The organism is Paraburkholderia oxyphila NBRC 105797 (genome assembly GCF_000685075.1).
Classification (GTDB): Bacteria; Pseudomonadota; Gammaproteobacteria; order Burkholderiales; family Burkholderiaceae; genus Paraburkholderia; species Paraburkholderia oxyphila.
Genome location: NZ_BAYD01000012.1, coordinates 127,389 through 152,897 on the forward strand (window position 1 = coordinate 127,389; position 25,509 = coordinate 152,897).

Annotated in this window: 21 protein-coding genes; 16 read left to right on the forward strand and 5 right to left on the reverse strand. The window is 67.3% G+C overall.

Translation table 11 applies throughout. The features are described 5' to 3' along the window. Position 1: 1 nt before the first annotated feature. The 10 genes from BO1_RS11105 to BO1_RS11150 all read left to right on the forward strand — a co-directional run bounded on the left by BO1_RS11105 (position 2) and on the right by BO1_RS11150 (position 13,920). Positions 2–391: a DUF4280 domain-containing protein gene (locus BO1_RS11105; protein ID WP_028217624.1), complete on the forward strand. Its 390-nt coding sequence runs from the start codon at positions 2–4 to the stop codon at positions 389–391. Between the two features lies 1 nt (position 392). Continuing rightward, positions 393–2,390: a type VI secretion system Vgr family protein gene (locus BO1_RS11110; protein ID WP_028217625.1), complete on the forward strand. Its 1,998-nt coding sequence runs from the start codon at positions 393–395 to the stop codon at positions 2,388–2,390. 48 nt (positions 2,391–2,438) lie between these two features. Then, positions 2,439–4,424 carry a type VI secretion system-associated FHA domain protein TagH gene (gene tagH / locus BO1_RS50575; RefSeq protein ID WP_084687879.1) on the forward strand — a complete coding sequence of 662 codons (1,986 nt, stop codon included), beginning with the start codon at positions 2,439–2,441 and terminating at the stop codon, positions 4,422–4,424. Between the two features lie 48 nt (positions 4,425–4,472). Further along, the gene (gene tssK / locus BO1_RS11120; protein ID WP_028217626.1) at positions 4,473–5,807 is read left to right on the forward strand and encodes a type VI secretion system baseplate subunit TssK; all 1,335 of its coding nucleotides are present in this window, start codon (positions 4,473–4,475) and stop codon (positions 5,805–5,807) included. 70 nt (positions 5,808–5,877) lie between these two features. Continuing rightward, positions 5,878–7,143, forward strand: coding sequence for a DotU family type VI secretion system protein (locus BO1_RS11125; protein ID WP_043284476.1), 1,266 nt, complete (start codon positions 5,878–5,880; stop codon positions 7,141–7,143). Further along, positions 7,140–10,715: a type VI secretion system membrane subunit TssM gene (tssM, locus tag BO1_RS11130; protein WP_043284478.1), complete on the forward strand. Its 3,576-nt coding sequence runs from the start codon at positions 7,140–7,142 to the stop codon at positions 10,713–10,715. The genes BO1_RS11125 and tssM overlap by 4 nt, the downstream gene beginning before the upstream one ends. Beyond that, positions 10,712–11,383, forward strand: coding sequence for a type VI secretion system-associated protein TagF (gene tagF, locus BO1_RS11135; RefSeq protein ID WP_028217629.1), 672 nt, complete (start codon positions 10,712–10,714; stop codon positions 11,381–11,383). Before tssM ends, tagF begins: the two co-directional genes overlap by 4 nt. Positions 11,384–11,451: 68 nt before the next feature. Beyond that, a complete protein-coding gene (locus BO1_RS11140; RefSeq protein WP_028217630.1) occupies positions 11,452–12,066 on the forward strand; it encodes an OmpA family protein in 615 nt (204 codons plus the stop codon). Between the two features lie 20 nt (positions 12,067–12,086). Beyond that, on the forward strand, positions 12,087–13,076 hold the full coding sequence (locus BO1_RS50580; RefSeq protein ID WP_052409425.1) for a hypothetical protein: 990 nt from the start codon (positions 12,087–12,089) through the stop codon (positions 13,074–13,076). 28 nt (positions 13,077–13,104) lie between these two features. After that, positions 13,105–13,920 (forward strand): class I SAM-dependent methyltransferase, encoded by an 816-nt coding sequence (locus tag BO1_RS11150; protein WP_084687883.1) that lies wholly within the window; start codon positions 13,105–13,107, stop codon positions 13,918–13,920. A 120-nt stretch (positions 13,921–14,040) separates the two neighbouring features. On the opposite strand, the gene BO1_RS11155 is transcribed toward BO1_RS11150, so the two are convergent. After that, complete coding sequence (locus BO1_RS11155; RefSeq protein ID WP_245643769.1) at positions 14,041–15,177, reverse strand: pyridoxal-phosphate-dependent aminotransferase family protein; 1,137 nt, start codon at positions 15,175–15,177, stop codon at positions 14,041–14,043. A 537-nt stretch (positions 15,178–15,714) separates the two neighbouring features. On the opposite strand from BO1_RS11155, the gene BO1_RS11160 reads away from it, so the two are divergent. Further along, positions 15,715–16,110 (forward strand): PaaI family thioesterase, encoded by a 396-nt coding sequence (locus BO1_RS11160; protein ID WP_028217633.1) that lies wholly within the window; start codon positions 15,715–15,717, stop codon positions 16,108–16,110. A 180-nt stretch (positions 16,111–16,290) separates the two neighbouring features. Here BO1_RS11160 and BO1_RS11165 read toward each other — a convergent pair whose 3' ends face one another. The 4 genes from BO1_RS11165 to BO1_RS58965 form a co-directional block, all read right to left on the reverse strand. Continuing rightward, complete coding sequence (locus BO1_RS11165; RefSeq protein WP_028217634.1) at positions 16,291–17,085, reverse strand: ABC transporter ATP-binding protein; 795 nt, start codon at positions 17,083–17,085, stop codon at positions 16,291–16,293. Between the two features lie 3 nt (positions 17,086–17,088). Further along, positions 17,089–17,985 (reverse strand): ABC transporter permease, encoded by an 897-nt coding sequence (locus tag BO1_RS11170; protein ID WP_028217635.1) that lies wholly within the window; start codon positions 17,983–17,985, stop codon positions 17,089–17,091. A gap of 343 nt (positions 17,986–18,328) precedes the next feature. Further along, complete coding sequence (locus BO1_RS11175) at positions 18,329–19,318, reverse strand: ABC transporter substrate-binding protein (RefSeq protein WP_028217636.1); 990 nt, start codon at positions 19,316–19,318, stop codon at positions 18,329–18,331. Between the two features lie 134 nt (positions 19,319–19,452). After that, entirely contained in the window at positions 19,453–19,842 is a 390-nt protein-coding gene (locus BO1_RS58965) for a hypothetical protein (protein ID WP_156992205.1), read from the reverse strand. Positions 19,843–20,354: 512 nt separating this feature from the next. Here BO1_RS58965 and BO1_RS11180 point away from each other — a divergent pair. From BO1_RS11180 to BO1_RS11200, 5 genes are all read left to right on the forward strand, one after another. Beyond that, the gene (locus BO1_RS11180) at positions 20,355–21,482 is read left to right on the forward strand and encodes a branched-chain amino acid ABC transporter substrate-binding protein (protein ID WP_043284480.1); all 1,128 of its coding nucleotides are present in this window, start codon (positions 20,355–20,357) and stop codon (positions 21,480–21,482) included. Between the two features lie 144 nt (positions 21,483–21,626). Continuing rightward, the gene (gene livH / locus BO1_RS11185; protein ID WP_028217638.1) at positions 21,627–22,553 is read left to right on the forward strand and encodes a high-affinity branched-chain amino acid ABC transporter permease LivH; all 927 of its coding nucleotides are present in this window, start codon (positions 21,627–21,629) and stop codon (positions 22,551–22,553) included. Positions 22,554–22,560: 7 nt separating this feature from the next. Beyond that, a complete protein-coding gene (locus BO1_RS11190) occupies positions 22,561–23,832 on the forward strand; it encodes a high-affinity branched-chain amino acid ABC transporter permease LivM (protein WP_028217639.1) in 1,272 nt (423 codons plus the stop codon). Next, on the forward strand, positions 23,829–24,599 hold the full coding sequence (gene livG, locus BO1_RS11195) for a high-affinity branched-chain amino acid ABC transporter ATP-binding protein LivG (RefSeq protein ID WP_028217640.1): 771 nt from the start codon (positions 23,829–23,831) through the stop codon (positions 24,597–24,599). Before BO1_RS11190 ends, livG begins: the two co-directional genes overlap by 4 nt. Continuing rightward, a complete protein-coding gene (locus BO1_RS11200; RefSeq protein ID WP_028217641.1) occupies positions 24,599–25,300 on the forward strand; it encodes an ABC transporter ATP-binding protein in 702 nt (233 codons plus the stop codon). Before livG ends, BO1_RS11200 begins: the two co-directional genes overlap by 1 nt. Positions 25,301–25,509: the final 209 nt, after the last annotated feature.

The window sequence follows — 25,509 nt, forward strand, 5'->3', positions numbered from 1 at the left end:
CATGCCACAACAGGTCAGCATGGGAGCCACGCTGCAATGCTCGTTCGGCGCCGCGCCGTCGAGCCTCGTGGTGCTGCCCGTCAATCTGGTGATGGGAGAAGGGCCGCCCGCCGCCAACATCATGGACCACGTGCCCATGGTCAACATCATGCCGTTCGGCGTGTGCTCGTCGCTGGCCAATCCGCAGGTGGCGGCGGCCACGGCGGCGGCCCTGGGCGTGCTCACGCCCATGCCGTGCATCCCCGCAACCCTCACCCCGTGGACACCGGGCGCGCCGACCGTGCTGCTCGGCAACCAGCCCTCGCTCGACAACGTCTCGAAGTGCATGTGCAACTGGGGCGGCGTGGTGTCGATCGTGAACCCGGCCACCGTCAACACGATGATTCCCTGACATGACCTCGCAAGATACGAACCGCCACGTGACGGTCAGCTGCAAGGGAACCCAGGCGAGCCTGCTGTTCCTGCGCATGACCGGCCGCGACGAACTGGGCCGCCTGAGCGAGTACCGCGTGGACCTGCTGTGCGAGCAGAACAGCGTCACGCCCAAGGACGTGCTCGGCCAGGACCTGTCGATCGCGGTCTCGCTGCCCGCGGGCGGCGAGCGGCAGTTCAATGGCATCGTGACGGTGTTTCGCATGACCTCGCCGGGCAACCAGCAGTACGGCAGCATGGCGTGCTATCAGGCCATCGTGCGGCCGAGCCTGTGGCTGCTCACGCGCGGCTCGCATTGCCGCTTCTACTACGAGAAGACGGTGCCCGAGATCGTCATGAGCGTGCTCAATGACTACAACGTCGACGTGACGAACCGCTGCACCGCGACGTATCCGAAGCGCGAGCATTGCGCGCAGTACCGCGAGACCGATTTCGACTTCGTGAGCCGGCTCATGGAACACGAGGGCATCTACTATTACTTCGAGCACACGCGGAGCCGCCAGACCCTGGTGCTGGCCGATGCCGGCGACGTGCACGCCCCCATCCCGGGCTACCAGAGCATGCCGTACCGCGACCGCGACGCGGCCGCGCGCGAGGGCATGGAATGCGTCTATGAGTGGTTCGCGGGCGGCGAGCTGCAGACCGGCCACTACGAGACGAACGACTACGACTTCGAAAAGCCCTCGTCGAGCCTGCAGGGCGGCCTGCGTTCGCGCGCCACGCGCACGCAGACGTACGACGCGCCGACCTACACGATGCAGGAGCACCTCACCGGGCACACCGCGCCCGCCGACGGCGACCGCTACGCGCGCGTGGGCGTGGAGATTCGCCAGGCGCGCAACGATAGCATCGAAGGCCGCAGCACGATGCGCGGCATCTGGCCGGGCGGCTTGCTGCAGATGAGCGAGCATCCCGTGGACGACTGGAATGCAGGTTATCTGGTGGTGAGTGCGTCGTACGAGATCAATTCGGATGCCTATGTGTCGAGCCGGGCGGCGTCGGCGCAGGGCGCGCTGCCGTTCTTCGACTGCGAATTCACGGCGCTGCGCAAGGACAACCAGTTCCGCGCCGCGCGGCTCACGCCCCGCGCCGTGGTGGGCGGCTTGCAGACGGCGGTGGTGGTGGGCGACGGCAGCTCGGAAATCTTCACCGACGAATACGGCCGCATCAAGGTCCAGTTCCACTGGGAACAGCTTTACGCGAACGACGACAGCCAGGTCACGGACCGTTGCTGGGCACGCGTCTCGCAGGGCTGGGCGGGCAAGACCTGGGGCATGTTCTTCCTGCCGCGCGTGGGGCAGGAGGTGATCGTCGAATTCATCGAAGGCGACCCCGACCATCCGCTCGTCACGGGCAGCGTGTACAACGCGAGCCTGATGCCGCCGTACAAGCTGCCGGCCAATTCGGCCTTCGCCACGATCAAGAGCAACTCCACGCCCAATGCGTCGGGCAACAACGAGGTGCGCTTTCTCGACAAGGCGGGCGGCGAGCAATTGTTTTTTCATGCGCAAAAGGACCACGAAACCTGGGTGATCAACGACACGTTGATGAACGTCGGCAACGACCGTCACCTGAAGGTCACGGCCAACGAGTATGTACAGGTGAGCGGCGACCGGCACGACCACGTGAGCGGCGCGCAGAACGCCAAGGTCGACGGCACGGCCTCGCTCACGGTCGGGCAGAAGCTGCAGGAGAAGGTGGGCATGGACTACGCCATCGACGCGGGCCAGAACATTCATATCAAGGCGGGCATGAACGTGGTGATCGAGGCGGGCATGAGCATCACCCTGAAGGCGGGCGGCGCGTTCGTGGTGATCGGGCCGAGCTCGGTCGCGGTCTCGGGCATGCCGATCCAGCTCAATTCGGGGGGCTCGGCCGGCTCGGGAGCCGGCTCTTCGCCCACGGCGCCCACCGATCCCAAGGACGCCGACGATGGCACGAAGAAGGTGGAGTCGTGAGGCGCTTTGCAATCCTGATGAAATGACGGGGGAGACCTGGGTACCGCGATGCAACTGACCAATCCGATCCTCACGCTGCGCGTGGCGAAGTACAACGACGAGGCGCTCGCCGAACCGATCGCCGTGCGCTTCGGGCCGGACGGCGGCACGATCGGCCGCGCCACGACCTGCACGCTCGTGCTGCCCGACCAGCAGCGCGCGATCTCGCGCGTGCATGCGCGCGTGGAGTGCCGCGGCGGCGAGTATCTGCTGTGCGACCTCGGCGCCAATCCGAGCGTGCTGAACCAGCGCGCGCTGGGCGGCACGCGCGAGGCGCGGCTCGCGCATGGCGATCAGTTAATGATAGGTGCGTATTTGCTGGAGGTGGCGCTGGCCGAGGGCGCGGCGCAGGACGAGGCGCGACCCTTCGGGCACGATCCGCTCGCGGGCGTGCAGGTGCTGCGAGGCGCGCCGGAGGCCGAAGACCTGACGCTGCCCGAGCATCCGCTGGTCAACCCGTTTGCGCCGGGCGGCTTTGGCCAGGCGGGCGGCACGGGCGCCGGTGTGGCAGGCGCCGGCCAGCTGGATGCGCTCGGCGCGGCGTGCCTGGGCACCGATGAGCGCGTGGTCGCTCGGTCCGGCTATGCGGGATCGGAAAGCGACCACGTCCCGCCCGAGCTGCAGGCGCTCACGCCGCCTGCGCTCACGCCTGCCGCGTCTCCCGCTTCGATGTCTGGAGCCGGTGGTATTCCAGCGGACTACGATCCGTTGGCCGACGCCCTGGCGCAGTGGGAGTCGGGCGGCAGCGTGGCGCATGCGCCGGTGCCGACCACCGGCGTGGCGACGCCCAGCGTAGCGACGCCCGGCGCCTTTTCTCCTCATGTGGCGCCTGCCATGACGCCGGTGCCGCCGCTCGTGCCGCCGCCGATGCCGGCTTCGTTGCCAGCGTTTGCCGCCATGCCTGGAGCGGCCGATCCGCTCGGCCTGGGCGCAGGCGGGCCGACGGGTTTGCCCGCGAGCTTGTTGGGCGATGCGGCACCGCATGGCGCGACGCCGTTCGACGATCTCTTTGCGCCGGCCGGGCCGGCGTCGCCAGCGTCGGCAGGGTCTTTCGCGCCGCCGGCGCAGCCCGCTGCTGCGCCCCAGGCGCCACCGCGCGAGTTGCTGCCTTCCGTGACGCAAATCTTTGCGCCCGCCGCGCCATCGCAGCCCGAGCCGCCGCCTCCCGTGCAAGCGAAGGCCGAAGCGGCGCCGACGCCACCGCGACAGGCCACGCCCACGCCTGACGCTGCACCGGCCCTCACGCCAGGACCCACGCCAATACCCGCGCTAACACCGGCCGCGCCCGCGCCGCAACCCACCGCACGCGCGGCAACGCCCGCGCCCGCCGCGCCCGCTTCAACCGACGAGCAGGCCATGCTCGCCGCGCTGCTCGAAGGCCTGGGACTCGACGCCGGGCGCGCGCCGAACCTGCCGGCCGCGGACCTCGCGCGGCTCGTCGGCGCGATGCTGCGCGATTCGCTGCGCGGGACCATGGCGGTATTGCGCGCGCGCTCGATGACCAAGCGCGAGGCGCGGCTCGACACCACGCTCATCGTCGAGCGCGACAACAACCCGCTCAAGTTCTTCCCCGACGTGGACAGCGCGCTCGCGCAAATGCTCACCGGCCGCGCGCAGGGCTACCTGCCACCCGCCGAGGCGGTCGCACGCGCGTTCGTCGACATCGAATCGCACGAACTGGCCGTGCTGGTTGGGATGCGCGCGGCGCTCGCGCACGTGCTCGCGCGTTTCGACCCGGCCACGCTCGAGGCGCAGTTGAGCGAGCAGGGCGTGCTCGACCGCGTGCTCTCGAACCGCAAGGCGAAGCTCTGGGACCGCTTTGTCGAGTTGCGCGCAGGCATCGCGCGCGAAGCCGAGGACGACTTCCAGAAGCTCTTCGGCAAGGCCTTCAACGAGGCCTACGAAGCGCAGGTGGACGCCATGCAACGCGCGCGCGAAGCGAGCAGAACGATGGGCGAGGATGCGCAGACGAAACCGAAAACGGGGCCCGCCTGACCTGAGTGCTGGCGGTCGCCTCCTCAACCATACGACGACGAGAACAACGTGTCCTGGAACAGCAAAGTCATCTGGTCGGAAGGCATGTTTCTGCAGCCGCATCATATGCAGCAGCATGACCGTTATCTGCAGGCGCAGCTCGAGACGCGCGCGGGCGGCCTGCGCCCCTATGCCTGGGGCTTCGCCGCGCTCGAGATCGACGAGCAATTGCTCAAGCTCGGCAAGCTCGCGCTGCTCTCCTGCGCGGGCGTCTTTCCCGACGGCACGCCGTTCAATCTGCCTGGCGACGACGACCTGCCCGAGCCGCTCGACATTCCCGAGGGCACGCGTAGCATGCTGGTCACGCTCGCGCTGCCGGTGCGCCGCCCCGGCGTGCCGGAAACGGGCAATGAGGAGAGCGAAGAGAATTTCGCGCGCCATCGCCGCGCCGATGCCGAGGTGCCCGACAGCAACGACCCGAACGCGAGCGCGGCCCTCGTGGAAATCGGCAAGCTGCGCGTGCGCCTCGCGCTGGAGCCCGATGTGGCGAACGCCTACGCCACGCTCGGCGTGGCGCGCGTGATCGAGCGGCAGCCCGACAACCGCGTCGTGCTCGAAGCCGACTACAGCCCGCCGTGTCTCGACTATCGCGTGGCGCCGCGTTTGCGCGCCTTCACCGACGACCTCGTAGGCCTCCTGCACCAGCGCGGCGAGGCGCTGGCCGCGCGGCTCGTGCAGCCCGGCGTGACGGGCGTGGCCGAAGTCTCCGACTTCCTGCTGCTCGAACTGATCAACCGCGCGGAACCGCTCGCGGCGCATTTCGCCACGATGACGGGGCTGCATCCCGAGGCGCTCTATCGGATGGTGGTGCAGCTCGCGGGCGAGCTGGCCACCTTCAGCCAGAAGAACAAGCGCCCCAATGCGTATCCCGTCTATCGGCACGACCGCTTGCGCGAGACCTTCGCGCCCGTGATCGACGACTTGCGCGCGGCGCTCAGCATGGTCATGGACCCGCACGCGGTGCCCATTCCGCTCGAAGAGCGCAAGTTCGGCCTGCGCGTCGCGCTGGTGCCCGACAAGAACCTGTTCGCCTCGGCCAACTTCGTGCTGGCGGTGCGCGCGCAGATGCCGGCCGAAGCCATCCTCACCGGCTTCGCGCCGCAGGTGAAGATCGGGCCGATCGAGCGCATCCGCGACCTCGTGAATCTGCAACTGCCGGGCATCGGCTTGCGGGCGCTGCCCGTGGCGCCGCGCCAGTTGCCGTTTCATGCGGGATTCACGTATTTCGAGCTCGACCGGGGCAACGAACTGTGGAAACAGTTCGCGGCTTCGGCGGGCATGGCGTTGCACGTCGCGGGTGAGTTTCCCGGCCTCGCGATGGAATTCTGGGCGATCCGCCGATAGGCGCTTGCGTCTGGCGCAGCGGCGCCATCGATTGAGGAGGACGTGCACCGTGTCACCCGACGACCCACGCATGAGCGCCGACCCCGGCGCCACGATCCTGATCCCGACGCCGGGCGGCGCGCGTGCGCCGTTCGTGGCCGCGGCGTCGTCCGTCGCGCCGATTCCCGCCGACGCGGGCGGCCTGAATCCGCTGCTGCGCGCGGCCAATCCGCTCATCGACCTGGCCTTGCCGCTGCGTCAGCTACCCACGCACCCCGACCTCGAACAGTTGCGCACGCAACTGATTCAGATGGTGCGGACCTTCGAAACGCAGGGGCGCGCAAGCGGCTACGACGACGAAAAGCTCGGCGCCTCGCGCTATTGCCTGTGCACCTTCCTCGACGAGGCGATTTCGAGCACGCCCTGGGGCGCGGGGGCGTGGGCGAGCCGCAGCCTGCTCGTGACCTTCCATAACGAGGCCTCGGGCGGCGAGCGCTTCTTCCTGATTCTCCAGCGGCTCGCGCAGAACCCCGGCGCGAACGTCGACGTGCTCGAACTGATGTACGTGATACTCGGCCTCGGCTTCGAAGGGCGCTACCGCCTCATCGACGGCGGCCGCACCCAGCTCGACGCGGTGCGCGAGCGGCTCGAACAGATGATCCGCGCACAGCGCGGCGCCGTCGAACGCGAGCTCTCGCCGCAATGGCAGCCTGTGAGTGTGGAGCGCAAGCCGCTGTTGCAACTGGTGCCGCTGTGGGTGGCGGCAGCCGTGGCGTGCGTCGTGCTGGTGGTCGCGCATCTGGTGCTGAGCTTCCGGCTCAACGACGCATCGGACAGCGTGTTCCAGGCGCTGCACGCGATCCGCGTCGCGCCGCCGCCGGTGCTCGTGGCGAAGATGGAGGCCGCACCGAAGCCCGCGCCCAAGCTCGCGCAATTCCTCGCGCCCGAGATCGCGCAGGGCCTCGTGCGCGTGACCACCCAGCCCGACCGCACGATCGTCGAGGTGAACGGCGACGGCCTGTTCGCCTCGGGCAGCGCGGAACTCACGCCCACGTATTTGCCGATCATCCAGCGCATCGGCGACGCCTTGAAGGACGTGCGCGGCAACGTCGTGGTCACGGGCCACACCGACAATCAGCGGCTCATTTCCGCGCGCTTCCCGTCGAACTGGCATCTCTCGCAGGCGCGCGCGGAGACCGTGAAGGACCTGCTGGTCGCCCGCGCCGGCACGCCCGCGCGCTTCACCGCGGAGGGGCGCGGCGACACCGAGCCCATCGCGCCGAACGACAGCGCCGCCAACCGCGCGCGTAACCGCCGCGTGGACATTGCCGTGCTCGCACCGGGAGCCACGCCATGATCAAGAAGCTGGTGGACTGGCTGCGACGCACGATCGTGCTGTCGTTTCTGGGCGTGCTCGCACTCGCGCTGATCGTCTGGATCGAGGGACCGCTCTTCGCATGGGCGGGCAGCGCGCCGCTCGAATCGGGCACGAGCCGCTGGATCGTGATCGCGATCCTCTTCTTGCTGTGGGCGCTCTACTGGTTCGTGCGCTGGCTGCGCGTGCGCCTCGCCAACGTGAAGTTCACGCGCGTGGTGGCCGAGGGCGCGGAACAGGCGGCACCGGGCAAGGAGCAATCGGACGCCGACGTGGCCGCGCTGCGCAAGCGCTTCGAAGAGGCCATGGCCATTCTGCGCAAGTCGCGCGTGAAGGGGCGCTTCGGGAGCCAGTACGTGTACCAGTTGCCGTGGTACATGTTCGTGGGCGCGCCGGGCACCGGCAAGACCACGGCGCTCACGCACTCGGGCCTGAAATTCCCGCTCTCGACGCAACTGGGCGACCAGGCGGTGGGCGGCGTGGGCGGCACGCGCAACTGCGACTGGTGGTTCACCGACGACGCGGTGCTGCTCGACACCGCGGGCCGCTTCACCACGCAGGACAGCTTCGCGGCCGCCGATCAGGCCGCGTGGGGCGGCTTCCTGCAACTGCTGCGCAAGTACCGGCCGCGCCGCCCGCTCAACGGCGTGATCGTGGCGGTCTCGGCGCAGGATCTGCTGCAGCTTTCCGACACCCAGCGCGCGTTGCAGGCCTCGGCCGTGCATGAACGCCTGAAGGAGCTCTATGAGCGCCTCGGCACGCGCTTTCCGGTCTATGTGCTGGTGACGAAGTGCGATTTGCTGGCCGGGTTCGCCGAGTTCTTCGACGACCTGGGCCGCGACGAGCGCGAGCAGGTCTGGGGCGTGACGTTCGCCTTCGACGAGGACGGCGGTGCCACTCCAGGCAATCCAGGCAGTCCGAACGACACGCTCGCGCAGTTTCCGGCGCAGTTCGACGCGCTGGAGAAGCGCTTGCAGGCGCGCGTGCTGCATCGCATGCAGCAGGAGACGGACACGCGGCGGCGCGCGCTCGTCTATGGATTCCCGCAGCAGTTCGCTGGGCTCGAAAGCGTCTTGCAGGCCTTCCTGAACGACGCATTCAGCGCATCGCGCTACGAAAAGCCGGTGCTGCTGCGCGGCGTCTATTTCACGAGCGGCACCCAGGAAGGGCGCCCGATCGACCGTGTCATGAGCGCCGTGGCCGCGGCGCTCGGCCTGCAGCAGCAGGTCGTGCTGCCCGATGCCTCGGCGGGGCGCGCGTACTTCATCACGCGGCTCCTGCGCGACGTGATCTTTCACGAGTCCGGGGTCGCGGGCACCAACCGCCGGCTCGAGCAGCGGCGCGCGTGGCTGCAGCGCATTGCGCTCGGCGCGATCGCACTCTTCACGGTGCTCGCGCTCGGTGCGTTCTTCATCAGCTATCAGCGCAACGAGGCCTACGTGGCGCACGCGGCGCAACAGGCCGACGCGCTCAAGCAGCTAGCGCAGGCCACACCGCCCACCGACAACCCGCTCGCGCTGCTGCCGCTCCTGAACGCCGCGCGCGACTTGCCGGGCGGCTACGCGCAGCGCAATGCGAGCGTGCCGTGGCTCTCGCGCCTCGGGCTCTACCAGGGCGACAAGCTCGGGCTCGAGGCGCAGGCGAGCTACCGCCGGCTGCTGGGGCAAACGCTGCTGCCGCTCGTGGTCCGGCGCATGGAAGAAGAGTTGCGGCGCGGCGACGCGAACAACGGCGAGTTCCAGTACGAAGTGCTGCGCGCCTACCTGATGCTCGGCGACCCCTCGCACTACGACGCCGATGCGGTGCGCCTGTGGGCCGACGTCGACTGGCAGCGCGGCCCGCTGCGCGATGCGAGCGATGCGCAGCGCAACGATATCGACGGCCATCTTGCGGCGCTGTTCGAGCCCGCGTTCTTCGACCCCTCGCTGCCGCTCGACAAGACCCTGATCCAGCAGGCGCGCACGAACCTCGCGAAGATGCCGCTCGCGCAACGCATGTTCGACAGCGTGCGGCGCGATCTCGACGCCCAGCATCTGCCCGACTTCAGCGTGGCGGGCGCGGGCGGCCAGAACGCGGCGCTCGTGCTGGTGCGCAAGAGCGGCGCGCCGCTCACGCGCGGCGTGCCCGGCGCATTCACGCTCGCCGGCTATCGCAAGTTCCTCACGCTGCGCGACGCCGCGGTGCTCGACGTGGCGCGCGACAACTGGGTGCTCGGCCGCGACGAGCAGGTGCTCACGCCTGCGGCCGCCAACGACCTCAAGACGGCGATGACGCAGCTTTACTACGACGAATACATCCGCCAGTGGGACGCGCTGCTCGGCGATATCGACGTGGTGCCGTTCGACGGCGTGGACAAGGGCGCGCGCGTGGCCTACGCGCTCGGCAATGCCGACTCGCCGCTGCGCGCGGTCATGGTGGCGGCGGCGCAGGAGACCACGCTCGGCAGCATCAACGAAGGCGGCACCATAGGTGGGCAGGCGGGGGCGCTCATCAACGGCAAGATCGAGGCGATGAAGAAGAAGCTGGAAAGCGCGCTCGGCAACGCCCCCGACGACACGGCCAACGGTGCACCTGCACAGGTCAATCCCGTCGATGCGCATTTTCAGGCGCTGCACGACCTCGTGGGCAAGCCCGGTGCGCAAGGACCGTCGCCGCTCGACACGCAGCTCGCGGCGCTCAAGGACGCGGCCACCTACCTCCAGGCCGCCGATACCGCGCGCCGCCAGGGCCTGGCGCCGCCGCCCGGCGACGCCATCGGCAAGCTCAAGCTCGCCTCGCAGGGCGCGCCCGCGCCGCTGGCGGCGGTCGCGAACGACGTGGCGACCGGCGCCACGGCGCTGATGGCGGGCGGCGAGCGCGCCCGCCTGAATGCGCTCTGGCTCGCGAACGTCGGGCAATTGTGCAAGCAGGCGCTCGACGGGCGCTATCCGCTCGTGCGCAGCTCCACGCGCGACGCCGCGCCCGACGACTTCGGCCGCCTGCTCGCGCCGGGCGGCCTGATCGACGACTTCTTCCAGAAGAATCTGCAGAACTTCGTCGACATGTCGGGGCCCGTGTGGCGCTGGCGGCCGGGCACGGAATCGCTTGGCATTCCAGACGATGTGCTCGTGCAATTTCAACGTGCCGCGCAGATTCGCGATGCGCTGTTCCGCGCGGGCGGGCGTGACGTCTCGGTGCGCTTCACGGTCAAGCCGATCGCGATCGATCCGTCGATCACGCAATTCACGCTCGACGTGGATGGCCAGCAATGGGTCGCCAAGCCGGGCGCGAACGAGGGCATGGGCTTCCAGTGGCCGAGCGGCAAGGGTACGGGGCAGGCGCACGTGGAATTCGCGCCGCCCGGCAACGGCGACGCGCCGCGCGCCGACGGCCCGTGGGCGCTCCTGCATCTGATGGACAAGGCGCAATTGCAGCAGATGGGCCAGCCCGACCGGTTCAAGATCGATTTCGTCTCGGATGGCCGGCACGCGCAGCTCGAGCTGGACGCGAGCAGTGTGACGAACCCGTTCCGGCGCGGCATGATCGATCAGTTCCGTTGTCCCGATCATCTATGAGCGAGACGGGGTTCTTCGGCAAGGTGCGCACGCACGGCGATTTTGTGGCGCGGCGGCTGCCGGCGGCGTTTATCGAGCCGTGGGATCGCAGCATCCAGGCCGGCATGCTCGAAGCGCGCTCGCGCTATGGCGCGCAGTGGTTGCCGCTCTACCTGAACGCGCCGGTGTGGAGTTTCGCGCTGGGCGCGGAACTGTGCGGCGAGGAGGCCTGGGTGGGCGTGCTGATGCCGGGCGTGGACCGCGTGGGCAGGTATTTTCCGTTCACGCTCGCGCGGCCGATGGCGCAGGCGCTGCTCGCGGGCTGGCTGCGCAGCGCGCAAGCGTGGTTCGATGCGGCGACCGGGCTCGCGCTTTCGACGCTGGCGCCGTCTTTCGATCTCGAGCGCTTCGATGAGCAGGTGGCGGCGCTCGATGGATTCGGGCAGGACGACGGCGCGCCCTGGCGTTATGCTTGTCTGCCTGAGGGCGAAGAACCCGGCGTCGGGCTGGGCGAGTGCCTGGCCACCCACGCGGCGGTGGGCGAGAGCATGTGGTGGAGCGAAGGATCGGACGTGGTGCCGGCAACGCTGCGCATAGGCGCGGGACTGCTCGATGGGCCGCGTTTCGCGGACCTGCTCGACGTCGCGCAGGCGCCGTGGCGAACGGCGATTGCGCTGCGCCACGGTTGAGGCTCAAACAGGCTGCGCAATTGCCAGGCCGCGCCATGGCGCAAGATTGGATTCAATGGAGAGATGACATGTTGGCTTTCACGAAGAATGTCTCGCAAGCGCGGTTGCGGCGTGTGTGGCCCGCCGCGCTCGCCTGCTGCGCCGTCGCGATCGCGGGCGCGATGCAGACCCCCGCTCATGCCCAGGCGCAGGTGATGAAAGAGAAGGACATCACCGAGCAATCCATCACCAATGCGCTCACGCCGAACGAGACGACCGGCGACGTGCTCACGCGCGGCTTCGTGCTGTCGAATCAGCAGCCGGGCGCGATGTCGGCAAAGGCCAAGCGGCCTGAAAAGGCCCCGTCGGCGCAAATGCTGATTACTTTCGCCACGAATTCCACGGACCTCACGAGCACGGCGCGTGGCGCGCTCGACAAGGTCGCGCGTGCGTTGCAATCCGACAAGCTCTCCGCCTACCGGTTCCGCGTGGAGGGCCATGCCGACCCGCGCGGCAATGCCGACGCGAACATGACGCTCTCGCAGCAACGTGCCCAGGCCGTGGTCGACTACCTCACGCAGCAGGACGGCATTGCGGCGGAGCGCTTGAGTGCGGTGGGCAAGGGCTCGAGCGAGCCGCTCAATACGCGCAATCCGGCGGCGCCGGAAAATCGCCGCGTGACGATCGTGACCGTCACCGACTGAACTCCGTGCCGCTCTTGCGCATGTCCAGCGGATTGCCGGGTGGCGTGCCGCGCCCGCGCATGGGTATCGCGAACGTTGCGCACGCAACGTTGGTGTGCCTGTGCGCCGGTCTCGTGACGTCCCATGGGATCGCGGCTGGCACGCCGATGTCCGCGGGCGCGTTGAGCGCCCAGCTCGCCGACGCGTTCGCGCCCCATCCGGCGGTCGTGCACTTGCCGCTCGCGCAGCTTGCCGGCGCATTGCCGCTGGGCCCGACGCTGAGGCTTTACGCCATCACGGACCAGCCCGGCCTGTACGTGCTGCACGCGCCGAGCCTCGCGGCGCAGGGCGCAATGTTCTCGCGTATTGTGGCGCTGGTGGAGCGGCGCGACATGCCGCGCGATCGCGTGGTGTCGATGAACGCCATTGTCGCGAGTGCGCGCCGCTTCGGCGAAGATCCGGCGGGCCTCACGGCGGGCAACAATTTCAGCACGGCGCGGATTGCGCAGTTCTTCGACGTGGCGCAGCGGCAGCACGTGAGCCTGACCGAAGGCGAGCGCGCGTTGCAGACGCTGCTCGCGCAATGGGGCCTCATTCGGCAGGAGACGGGCGAGGGCGGGATGACGTGGCAGGCCGCGTCGGCGCATGATTTCCTCGTCACGATTCCGGGCACGGGAACGGGGCCCGCGGGAGAGGTGATCGACACCGAGGTGCGCGCGGCAATCCTGAGCCACGAGCTCGGGCACTGGCGCTACTTCTCCGACCCGGCCTATGCCGAGGCCTGCCGCACATTCTGGTGGCACCAACTGACCTACACGGAGCGCGAGGCGCTCACCGAAGAGCTGACGAGCATGGGCTACGACCCATCGGACCGCATCGTGATCGACGAGTTGCAGGCCTATCTGCTGCACACGCCCGCGCGCTTCATGCCGCTCGCCGATGTGCCGGGCGCGGGCGGGGTGGATATCGCGCGCGTGAAGCGGGGGCTGGAACTGAGTGTGCGCAATGTTGGAAAAAACGCGGGACAATAGCGCTTTCGCTTACCGCCGTCACGCCAGCATGCAGAACGACTCAAACGACAAAGTCCCTCACGATAGCGCTGCTTCCACGTCCGACGCTCACATCGAGCCGGTGTCCGGCGCGAGCGCCGCGCCCGAGCTGCCCGGCCGCGCGAACTACACGCAGTTCGCGCAGCGTTACGCGCAAATCGCGCCGGAAAAGCCGCACAACGCACTCTACGAACGCCCAGCCACTGCCGCGCTGCTCGGTGAGGTGGCGGGGCTCAGCGTGCTCGATGCGGGTTGTGGGCCCGGCATCGTCAGCACCGAGCTGGCGCGTGCGGGGGCGCAGGTGCATGCATTCGACGTGACGCCTGCGATGGTCGAGCTGGCGAAGTCGCGTTGCGCGGGCCTGCCGGTGGAGGTGACGCAAGGCGATCTGGGCCAGCCGCTCACGTGGCTCGCCGACGCGCAGTTCGACCGCATCGTCTGCTCGCTCGCGCTCGACTATGTGGAGCACCTCGCGCCCACCTTCGCCGAGTTCCGGCGCGTGGCTAGGCCCGGCGCGCTGCTGGTGTTTTCGATGGCGCATCCCATGCGCGACTGGATCGACACCCGCACGCGCGGCGGCCGCTCGTACTTCGAGACCACGCGCTTTGGGCTGCACTGGGGCGGCTTCGGGGAGCCCAAGCCCTACGTGGAGGCATATCGCCGCCCGCTCGCCGACATCGTCAATGCGCTCACCGCGAACGGCTGGGCGATCGAGCAGCTGGTCGAGCCGCTGCCGCAGCCGGAGATGAAGGCGGTCGCGCCCAGGCTCCATGCGGAGCTTGCGCTGGCGCCCGCGTTTCTCTGCGTGCGGGCACGTCGCGCGTAGGGCGCGGCCCGGTGGTGGCGGGCCGCCTGGTCTGAAACGCTCCGCCGGTCGCGCTCCGCCCGGGGTGCCCGGTCAGAAACGCATTGCCAGTCGCGCCCCGCCCGGGGCGCGCGGCTTCGTTCAGCGGTGCCCGGCCGCCGAAAGCGACTCTTCGAGCGCGGCCACACCGGCAGGCAGATCCACGTCTGCGCCCAGGTCGCACATCGTGCGCCCGAGCGCGTGCACGGTGCGAAACAAATGGTGCTCGCGGCATTGCTCGCCCATCTGCCCGATGCGCACGATGGGGAGTCCGAACGAACCGGCAATCTCCACCTGATACTGCCGCGAGATATGGTTGCATACGTCGCGCGGCGTGACGCTCGCGGGCAACGCGATGCCGACCACGGAGTTCAGACGGCACGCTTCGGGCGTATAGAGCTCGAGGCCGAGCGCCGTTACGCCGCTCTGCAGCGCGAGCGAGCAGCGCTGATGCCGCGCGAAGCGCTTTTCGAGCGTCTCCGTGCAGACGAGCCGCAACGCCTCGTGCAGTGCGAGCACGCCCGAGACGGGCGCGGTGTAGTGATAGCCTGCGTTGTGCCAGAAGTTCTCGGCGAGGATGGCGTCGAGACACCAATGCGTGTTGGGCACGGTGCGCTCGCGCACGCGTTCCCACGCGGCGTCGGAAAACGCGATCAGCGAGACGCCGGGGATCGACGAGAGCCCCTTCTGGCCGCCGGTGATCACCACGTCGATGCCCCAAGCGTCCATGTCGAGCGGCATCGTGCTCAGCGTGCAGACCGCGTCCACGACGACGAGCGCGCCCACGGTCTTCGCGACGCGCACGATGTCCTGCAACTGGCGGTTCCAGACCGTGTTGGACGTCTCGCCGTGCACCACGGTGACGATCTCGGGGCGCGTGCGCTCGATGGCCCGCGCGAGCGCGTCGAGCGAGACGATCTCGCGGTCGGCCACCTCGAGCGTGGCGACCTCGGCGCCGACGCGCCGCGCCATCTCCGCCATCCGCGCGCTGAAGAAGCCGTTCACGATGGAGAGCACGCGCGTGCCCGGCCAGGCGAGATTCGAGACCGCCATTTCCATGGCCGCCGAGCCTGGGCCGGCCACGCCGAGCACCCAGTTCGAGCGCGTCTGGAACACGTAGCGCGCCATGGTCTTCACCTGGTCGATGACGCGCGCCATGGTGTCGCCGAGGTGATTGATGACGACCGAGTTGGCCTTCGCGACGGCGTCCGGAATGGGCACGGGGCCTGCGCCCATCATGAGCAGCGGCTCCTCGGGCAGGATGCTCGAGAGCGGATTCACGCTCGGGCAGGAGACCGGCAACGCCGCGGCGGCCGCCGCCGCCCGTTGCTGGGTCAGGGAGTCGGTGGGGCGCGTGTTGTCGGTCATGATGGGTTCCTTTGCGGTGCTGGGGAGAAATGCGCGCACGTGGGCGGCGGGGAAAAGTATAGTGTTCTTCCGGGCCGCATATAAAACCATGTACAGTTGCGCGGATTTTCTCTGAACAGTGCACAGTTGGGTGAGGGGGCGCTGCGGTGCCGGGGGCTGCGTCCTATAATCGACTGCCGGCTCCGGCTCCGGCTCCGGCTCCGGCTCCGGCTCCGGCTCCGGCTCCGGCTCCGGCTCCGGCTCCGGCTCCGGCTCCGGTTCCGGCCTCGCTTGGCTCGGCTTGGCTTGGCGCGGCGCGGCGCGGCGTGGCGTGGCGTGGCCCGCGCGCGAATGGCGTGCGCAAGGCGCCGGGCCGCATCGACACCGTACATCGACACCGTACATCGACATCATCAAGGAGACCGCAGCATGCCGCAATTCGCCGTCGACAATCCGTTCCTCGAAACGCTCGGCGTGAGCGTTGCGCAGTGGCGCGAGGGATACGCGGAGCTGCTCATGCCGATCGACGCCTCGAAGCTCAACCGCCAGGGCGTGTTGCAAGGCGGCGCGATCGCCACGCTGCTCGATGCGGCGGCGGGCTATGCGGGCCTGTTCGCGGAGCCCGACGCACCCAAGCGCCACGGCTTTACGCTCTCGCTCACCACCAACTATCTCGACAAGGGGCTAGGGCAGTTCGTGCGCGCCAAGGGCTTTCTGGAGCGCGGCGGCCGGTCGATTTTCTTCGCGCGCGCGGAGGCTTGGGTGGACGACCGCTTGTTGATCGCAAGCGCGCAGGGTACCTTCAAGTATTCGAAGTCCGCCTGAAACCGGCCCCGAGTTGGCCGCGCCGGCCCGCCGGCCCACCGGCCCACTGGCCCACTGGCCCACTGGCCCACTGGCCCACTGGCCTACCGGAATTTTGTTCGGGATCCAGAATAATTGCCTGGAAATGAGTAACCCGCCAACCGGGGGGGGCGGGTTTTTGCATTTGGCGCGTGCCGGCGCTCAGCCCAGCAGCAGCGCGTCGTCGTCGAGCTTCTCGTGGCGCGTCTGCTCGAACATGCGCAGCAGGTCAGGCACATCGAGACCCCGGCGTGCATCGCCGGACACGTCCAGCACCACCTGCCCCTGGTGCAGCATCACGGTGCGCTGGCCGTAGTCCAGCGCCTGGCGCATGCTGTGCGTGACCATCATGGTGGTGAGCTTCGCCTCCTCCACGATGCGTGCGGTCAACTCCAGCACGAAGGCGGCCGTCTTCGGATCGAGCGCCGCCGTGTGCTCGTCGAGCAGCAGGATGCGCGAGGGCTGGAGCGAGGCCATCAGCAGGCTCACGGCCTGGCGCTGGCCGCCCGAGAGCAGGCCGATGCGGTCGGTCAGGCGGTTTTCCAGGCCGAGATTCAGCAGGCTCAGCTTGGCGCGGAACAGTTCGCGATCCTGCTTTTTGAGCGACGGGCCGAAGCCGCGGCGCTTGCCGCGCGCCATCGCAAGCGCCATGTTCTCCTCGATCGTGAGCGCCTCGCAGGTGCCCGCCATCGGGTCCTGAAACACACGCGCGACGAGATGTGCGCGGTCCCATGCCTGCTTCTTCGTGACGTCGTTGCCGTCGATGGTGATCTTGCCGCTATCCAACATCTGGTCGCCGCTGATGGCGTTCAGGAAGGTGGACTTGCCCGCACCGTTCGAGCCGATCACGGCCACGAACTGGCCCGTGGGAATCTCGAGCGTGAGCCCGCGCAGCGCGCGTGTTTCGATCGGCGTGCCGGGGTTGAAAGTCAGTTTGAGGTCTTGTGCGCTGAGCATCGCTTAGGCCCTCCCGTTCTTGCGGGCGAAGAGTTTCTTGCGCGTGGCGGGCAGCACGAGCGCAATCGTCACGAGCACGGCCGTGACCAGATTCAGGTCCTGAGCCTTCAGGCCGATGAAGTCGCTATTGAGCGCGAGCGCGATGAAGAAGCGGTAGAGAATCGCGCCGAGCACGGCTGCGAGCGTCGTGAGCACGAGGCGGCGTGCGGGCAGAATGCTTTCGCCGATGATGACCGCGGCCAGCCCGATCACGATGGTGCCGATGCCCATCGAGATGTCCGAGCCGCCTTGCGTCTGCGCGAAGAGCGATCCGGCGAGCGCCACGAGCGCATTGGAGAGCGCCATGCCGGCGAGCGTCGCGCGGCCCGTGGCGATGCCCTGGGCGCGCGCCATGCGCGGGTTGGCCCCCGTCGCGCGCAGCGCGAGGCCGTATTGCGAGGAGAAGAACCAGTCCACGCCGAACTTGGCCGCGAGCACCACGACGAGTAGCGCGAGCGGGCGCAGCACGTAATCGGGCAGCCACGCGGGCTGGATCATCGTGAAGACGGTGGCCTCGGAGATGAGCGGCACGTTCGGCGCGCCCATCACGCGCAGGTTGATCGAGTAGAGCGCGATCATCATGAGAATGCTGGCGAGCAGGTCCATGATCTTCAGGCGCACGTTGAGCCAGCCGGTGATGAAACCCGCGAGCGCTCCCGCGAGCATCGCGCAGAAGGTCGCGAGAAAGGGATCGTGGCCATTGGCGATCAGCGTGGCGGCAACGGCGCCGCCCAGCGGGAAGCTGCCGTCGACGGTGAGGTCGGGGAAGTTGAGGATGCGAAACGAGATCAGCACCCCGAGGGCGACGAGGCTGAAGATCAGGCCGATCTCGAGCGCGCCCAGTAGCGAGTAGAGGGACATGGGAAATCCTGTTGCGGTCTCCAGCGCGCGGGTCGTGGTCGCTGCGCCGGATCGGTCGCCGCAGGCACGCGCAGCCTGGGTGAGGCGGCGCGTGCCTGCGGGCACGGGGCCCGTTCTGGGCCGGTACGTTTTTTTTACGGCTCGACTGCGTTGTTGCGTCTTTTTTGCGTTGTGCTGTTGCGGCGTGCTTGTGTGGCGCGCTTATGTGTCGCGTTCCGGCGGCGTGCTTCCGCGGTTTCCCGGCGGTATTGCCACGCCGTTTCCGATCGGCAACGCGCCGCGCGGGGCGAGCGCATTGCCATGACGCGACGGCCCGCGCGCTGTCACGCGGTAACGTTGCGCTTTACTTCACGACCGTCGTGGCATCCTTGAGCAGGTCGTCGGAGAGCTTCACGCCTTGCTTCTGCGCGGCGGCCGGGTTCACGTACAGTTGCAGCTTGTTGCTGGTTTCCGATGCGATCGCGCCGGGCTTCTCGCCCTTCAGGATGCGCACGACCACCTTGCCGGTCTGATGGCCGAGGTCGCTGTAGTCGATGCCGAGCGCCGCGACCGCGCCGCGCTTCACGCTGTCCGTATCGGCGGCGACGAGCGGAATCTTCGCGTCGTCGGCCACTTTCACGAGCGCCTCGTAGGCCGAGACGACGTTGTTGTCGGTGTTCGTGTAGATCACGTCGACCTTGCCGATCAGGCTCTTCGCCGCCGGGCCGATGTCCACGGTGCGCGGCGCGGCCGCTTCCTTGAGCGTCATGCCCTGCTGTGCGAGCAGCGTCTTGAGCTGCTTGACGACCACGACCGAGTTCGCTTCGCCGGGGTTGTAGACCATGCCCACGTTCTTCGCGTTCGGCACCACGCGCTTGATCAGCGCGATTTGCTTGTCGAGCGGGAGCTTGTCGGACACGCCGGTCACGTTCGTGCCGCTCGGCGCCCACGTCTTCACGAGCTGTGCGGCGACCGGGTCAGTCACGCCCGAGTAGACCACGGGCACGGTCTTCGTTGCAGCCACAACGGCCTGTGCCGAAGGCGTGGCGATCGCGACGATCGCGCTCGGGTTGTCGCCCACGAACTTGCGGGCGATCTGCGCGGCCGTGCCGGTGTTGCCCTGCGCGCTCTGGTATTCCCACTTGAGGTTCTTGCCGGCGTCGTAGCCGGCGGCCTTCAGCTCGTCGCGCACGCCGTCGCGAATCGCGTCCAGCGCGGGGTGCTCGACGATCGACAGCACTTCCACGGTCGCGGTCTCGGCCGCTTGTGCGGCGCCGGTGGCGAACGTGAGCGCGGCGGCGCCGGCGATCAGGGTAAGGGTGGCGGCCTTGGCGGCTTGCGTGAAGCTCTTCATTCTCTTTGATCTCCCCCGAATGGTCGGTTCTTTCGGTTCTGGACGGGTGTGGGCCGCGGGGCGCGGCAGCGCCACCGGACGCGCGCGGCGCTGCTCTGCACGCCGTGCGCCGCGTTGGGTGCCGATGGTGCGCATCAGGCCGGCGGCAAGGCAGCGAGCATACCATCGCCTTTCATGGGTCCGGAACGCGCCGGGCGCGAGTGGTGCATGGATGCGACGGTGTCGTGGCGGCGAGCGTTAAATCGTATCGGCGATTTTTGGGAAAAATCGGCGGAATGCTGGAAGTTTTCCTGGTTTCGGATTGGAAATAATGAAAGCCGCGCATGCGGCGAGATCATGGCCGGATTATGCGGTTCTGCAGCGCCCGATTGAAATGAAAATGTAATTTTTGCGAATAAAATCAATGGGTTGGCGCAGTTTGCATTTAGGGTTAGTACTATCATGAAGATGCGCTTTCGGGAGAGATTTCGCGGATCGTTAAAATGATGCGGCATCAGAATAAATATATTCGATGAGGCCCTCATGAGGTTTCGTGGAAAGGGTGGTTAATAATCCAAATTTCGCATTGGAAATGAATTTTCCAGACCGTCCGCCGGACGGGCCTCCTGCCGCCGCGCCGCGACTTCGAACCCCTTTCCGCACCGATTTTTCAAGGGTTTTCGGCCGCTTCCGGGTGGTTTTCGTCAATTGACAGGGATCAATATACCTATCGATATCCGAAAAAACCCTCGGTTGCGGAAAGGGCGGGTTTATTGATAGCATCCGCGGGTCGCTGATTTTGGCCGGACCACCTTTCCGGTTTGAAATGCAGTGAACGGGGCAGGCGGATCGCTTGCGCAATAGAGGCTGTACCCACAGTCTCTCCGAACTGAAGCCGCTACCAGGCGGCCGATACATGCCGGGCCCCGTTGCGTCTTTTGTCTTTTGGCCCGTCCTTGTTGTCCTCCCCGTCGAAGTCCTTGGGGTGCTGTTCGTGTTCGTTTGCGCAGGTCAACCCGTCTGCCCGGTTGACCCGAAAACAATCGAGGAGCTCCTGATGACGCCGTTGTCCCGCCTTAACCGCCTGACTTCCTTTTCCGTGGCCGCCGCGCTGCTTGCCTTTGGCGCAGCTGCGAACGCCGACACCGTGAAGATCGCCATTGCCGGCCCGTTCAGCGGCCCGGTTGCCCAGTACGGCGACATGGTCAAGGCGGGCGCCCTGACCGCAATCGAACAGATCAACGCCGCCGGCGGCGTGAACGGCAACAAGCTCGAAGCGGTCCTGATGGACGACTCGTGCGAGCCGAAGCAGGCCGTCGCGGTCGCGAACAAGATCGTCTCGCAGCACATCCAGTACGTGGTCGGCCACGTCTGCTCGGGCTCGACGATTCCCGCTTCGGACATCTACGAGAACGAAGGCGTGGTGATGATCACGCCGTCGGCAACCGCGCCGCAGCTCACCGAAGGCAAGAAGCGCCAGTACATCTTCCGCACCATCGGCCGCGACGACCAGCAAGGTCCGGCTGCCGCCGCCTACATCATCAACAAGGTCAAGCCGAAGAAGGTCGCGATCCTGCACGACAAGCAGTCGTACGGCCAGGGCATCGCCACCTCGGTGAAGGCCGCGCTCGACAAGGCGCACATTCCCGTTGTCATATTCGAAGGCATCAACGCAGGCGATTCGGACTACTCGGCAGTCGTCACCAAGCTCAAGTCGCAGGGCGTGGACTTCGTCTACTTCGGCGGCTATCACCCGGAAATGGGTCTCCTGATGCGCCAGTCGCGTGAACAGGGCGTGAAGGCCACGTTCATGGGACCGGAAGGCGTGGGCAACAAGGACGTGACCGCCATTGCCGGCCCGGCTTCGGAAGGCATGCTCGTCACGCTGCCCGCCGACTTCGCTTCCGACCCGGCCAACGCAAAGCTCGTGAAGGCCTTCGCCGACGCCAAGCGCGACCCGAACGGTCCGTTCCAGATGCCTTCTTATGCTGCGGTCGAAGTGATCGCCGACGGCATCGCGGGCGCGAAGAGCACCGACCCGACCAAGGTTGCCGCCTACCTGCACAAGAACGCCTTCAACACGCCGATCGGCAAGGTGGAGTACGACGCTCAGGGCGACCTGAAGTCGTTCCGCTTCGTCGTCTACACGTGGCACAAGGACGCCACCAAGACTGCCGCGAACTGATCCCGGCGCCGCACGCTGCGCACGCCCCGCCGCCATGGCGGGGCGTGGAGTCTGTCTCGCATCAGTTGTGCGCGCAACAAAATCAACCAGATCGGCACGGTTTCAAGGCTCTCTCATCGGCTTCACTGCCGCGGGGCTTAAGGCATGAATGATTTTCTTCCGCAGTTCACCCAGCAGCTCGTCAACGGGCTCACGCTGGGTGCGATCTATGCGCTGATCGCCATCGGCTACACGATGGTCTACGGCATCATCGGCATGATCAACTTCGCTCACGGCGAGATCTACATGATCGGCGCCTATGTGGGCCTCGTCACGCTCACGGCAATCGGCACCTCGGCGGGCTATCCGCTGCCGCTCGTGCTGGGCGCGGCGCTCATCGTCTCGGTGCTGGTGACCGGGCTCTACGGTTTTGCGGTCGAGCGCGTCGCGTATCGGCCGCTGCGCGGCGGGCCGCGCCTCGTGCCGCTCATTTCCGCGATCGGCATGTCCATCTTTTTGCAGAACTACGTGCAGATCGGGCAAGGCGCGCGCGACGTCTCGGTGCCGGAGCTCATCTCCGGCGCGCTCGACTTCAACATGGGCGGCAGCTTCGAAGTGACGATTCCGTATGCGCGCATGCTGATCGTCGGCGTGACGCTCGTGCTGATGATCGCGCTCACGCTGTTCATCTCGCGCTCGCGCATGGGCCGCGCCTGCCGCGCCTGCGCCGAGGACATGAAAATGGCCAACCTGCTCGGCATCGACACGAACCGCGTGATCTCGTTCACGTTCGTGCTCGGTGCGATGCTCGCGGCCGTGGGCGGCGTGCTGATCGGCCTCACGATCGGCAAGCTCAACCCGTATATCGGCTTCATCGCGGGCATCAAGGCGTTCACCGCCGCGGTGCTCGGCGGCATCGGCAGCATTCCGGGCGCGATGCTCGGCGGCGTGCTGCTCGGTCTCGCCGAAACGTTCGCAGCGGGCTACATGCCGGCCGAGTACAAGGACGTCGTGGCCTTCGGCCTGCTCGTGCTCGTGCTCTTGTTCCGTCCCACCGGCCTGCTTGGCAAGCCGGACGTCGAAAAGGTGTGAGGTCGAAATGAGTCAGACTGTTTCGGTTCGCATGGCCGCAGAAGGCCAGTCGTCGTCGCAGACCGTGAAGGGCGCGCTCGCCGCGGCCGTCGCGACGATCATCCTCACCGCACCCATCCTCGGCCTGCAGCTCACGCTCGACGGCTATCAGGTCGTGCTGCACCAGCACTGGCGTCCCGTGTGGATTGCCGCCGCGCTCGTGTTCGTATTCCAGCTCATCAAGCCGATGCTGGTACGCGCAACGAGTACGGTGCGCTTGCCCAAAGCGCCCACGCTCGGCGCGCGCCAGCAGCGCACGGCCATCTGGGTGCTGCTCGCGTTTGGTGCGGTGTTTCCGTTCATGGGCTCGCGCGGCGCGGTGGATGTAGCCACGCTCGCGCTCATCTACGTGATTCTCGGCCTGGGCCTCAATATCGTGGTGGGCTTCGCGGGCCTGCTCGACTTGGGCTATGTGGGCTTCTACGCGGTGGGCGGCTACACGTATGCGCTGCTCAACCAGTACTTCGGCTTCACGTTCTGGGAATGCCTGCCGCTCGCGGCGCTGGCCTCGGCCACCTTCGGCTTCGTGCTCGGCTTCCCGGTGCTGCGCCTGCGCGGCGACTATCTCGCCATCGTGACGCTCGGCTTCGGCGAGATCATCCGCCTCTTGCTCAATAACCTCACGAGCATCACGGGCGGCCCGGACGGCATCTCCAGCATTCCGAAGCCCACCGTGTTCGGCTTCGAGATGGCCCGCCACGCGAGCGTGGAAGGCGCGAAGACGTTCAACGAACTGATCGGCATCGAATACAGCGGCGAGCACATGGTGATCTTCCTGTACCTGCTCGCGCTGGTGCTGGTGGCGTTCACGCTGTTCGTCACGAGCCGTCTGCTGCGCATGCCGATGGGCCGCGCCTGGGAGGCGCTGCGCGAAGACGAGATCGCGTGCCGCTCGCTGGGTTTGAATCCCACGCGCATCAAGCTCTCGGCGTTCACGCTGGGCGCATCGTTCGCGGGTCTCGCGGGCGCGTTCTTCGCGGCGCGTCAGGGGCTCGTCACGCCCGAGTCGTTCACCTTCATCGAGTCGGCGCTGATTCTCGCCGTGGTGGTGCTGGGCGGCATGGGCTCGCAACTGGGCGTGGTGCTCGCGGCCATCCTGCTCACGGTGCTGCCCGAAGTCGCGCGCGGCTTTGCCGAGTACCGCATGCTGATTTTCGGCCTGGTGATGGTGCTGATGATGATGTGGCGTCCGCAGGGCCTCTTGCCCGCAAGCCGTCCGCACGTGGAGTTGCCGCAATGAGCGCACAAGCGTTGTTGAAAGTAGCGGGCCTGCAGATGCGCTTCGGCGGTCTGCTGGCCGTGGACGGCATCGACTTCGACGTGCGTCCGAACGAGGTGTTCGCGATCATCGGCCCGAACGGCGCGGGCAAGACCACGGTGTTCAACTGCGTAGGCGGTTTCTACAAGCCGAGCGCCGGTGACATCGTGCTCGACGGCCACGCCATTACTGGCCAGCCGAGCCATCAGGTCGCGCGCCGCGGCCTCGTGCGCACGTTCCAGAATATTCGTCTCTTCAAGCAGCTCACGGTGCTGGAGAACCTGATGGTCGCGCAGCACCTGAAGGTGAACCGCAACATGCTGAGCGGCCTGTTCGCGACGCCCGCGTACCGCCGCGCCGAACGCGCCGCGCTCGAGCGCGCCGCGTACTGGCTCGAGCGCGTAGGCCTGAAGCCGGTGGCCAACCGCGAGGCGGGCACGCTTTCGTACGGCCATCAGCGCCGCCTCGAAATCGCGCGCTGCATGATCACCGATCCGCGTCTCTTGATGCTCGACGAACCCGCGGCGGGCCTCAATCCGCAGGAGAAGATCGAGCTGCAGCAGATGGTGGACGGCCTGCGCAACGAGTTCGGAATCTCGGTACTCCTGATCGAGCACGACATGAGCCTCGTGATGGGTGTCTCGGACCGCATCCTCGTGATGGAGCACGGCAAGCCGATCATGATCGGCCTGCCCGACGAAGTGCGCAACGACGCGCGCGTGATCAAGGCCTATCTCGGAGAGGACTGATGCTGAAGCTGGAAAAGGTCCATACCCACTATGGCGCGGTCGAAGCGCTGGCGGGCGTGTCGATCGAAGTGAACAAGGGCGAGATCGTCACGCTGATCGGCAGCAACGGCGCCGGCAAGACCACGCTCATGATGACGGTGTGCGGCACGCCGCGCGCCTCGTCGGGGCGCGTGACGTTCGAAGGCGAGGACATCACGCGCAAGTCCACGCACGAGATCATGCGCAAGGGCATGGCGATCTCGCCGGAAGGCCGCCGCGTGTTTCCGAGCCTCACGGTGCTCGAGAATCTGCAGATGGGCGGCTTCTTCGCCTCGCAGCACGAGATTGACGCGGGCATCGAGCATGTGTTCAAGCTGTTCCCGCGTCTGAACCAGCGCGCCAAGCAGCGCGCCGGCACGATGTCGGGCGGCGAGCAGCAGATGCTCGCGATCGGCCGCGCGCTGATGAGCAAGCCGCGCCTGTTGCTGCTCGACGAGCCCACGCTCGGCCTCGCGCCGCTCGTGATCGCGCAGATCTTCGACATCATCCGCGCGATCCGCGAGGAGGGCGTGACGGTGTTCCTCGTCGAGCAGAATGCGAACAAGGCGCTTCATGTGGCCGATCGCGGCTACGTGCTCGAAACGGGGCGCGTGGTGCTCGCCGATAGCGCCGAGAATCTGCTCGCGAACGACAATATCAAGCGCGCCTACCTGGGTGGTTGAACGCTCGCGCGTGGTGCGCATTGCGGCCCGCGCCGTTTCCGCTCTTCGTGCGGGGATGGCGCGGGCCGTTTTCATTCAGTCGCTGCGTGCGATGGCAAGCCGTGGGCCAGGGGGTGTTGGATCGGCTTGATCGCACGTGACAGTCTTCTCGAATACATGATGTAGATACGTGTGCATGGTGGTAGAGGGCGTGTAAGCTGTCGATCAGT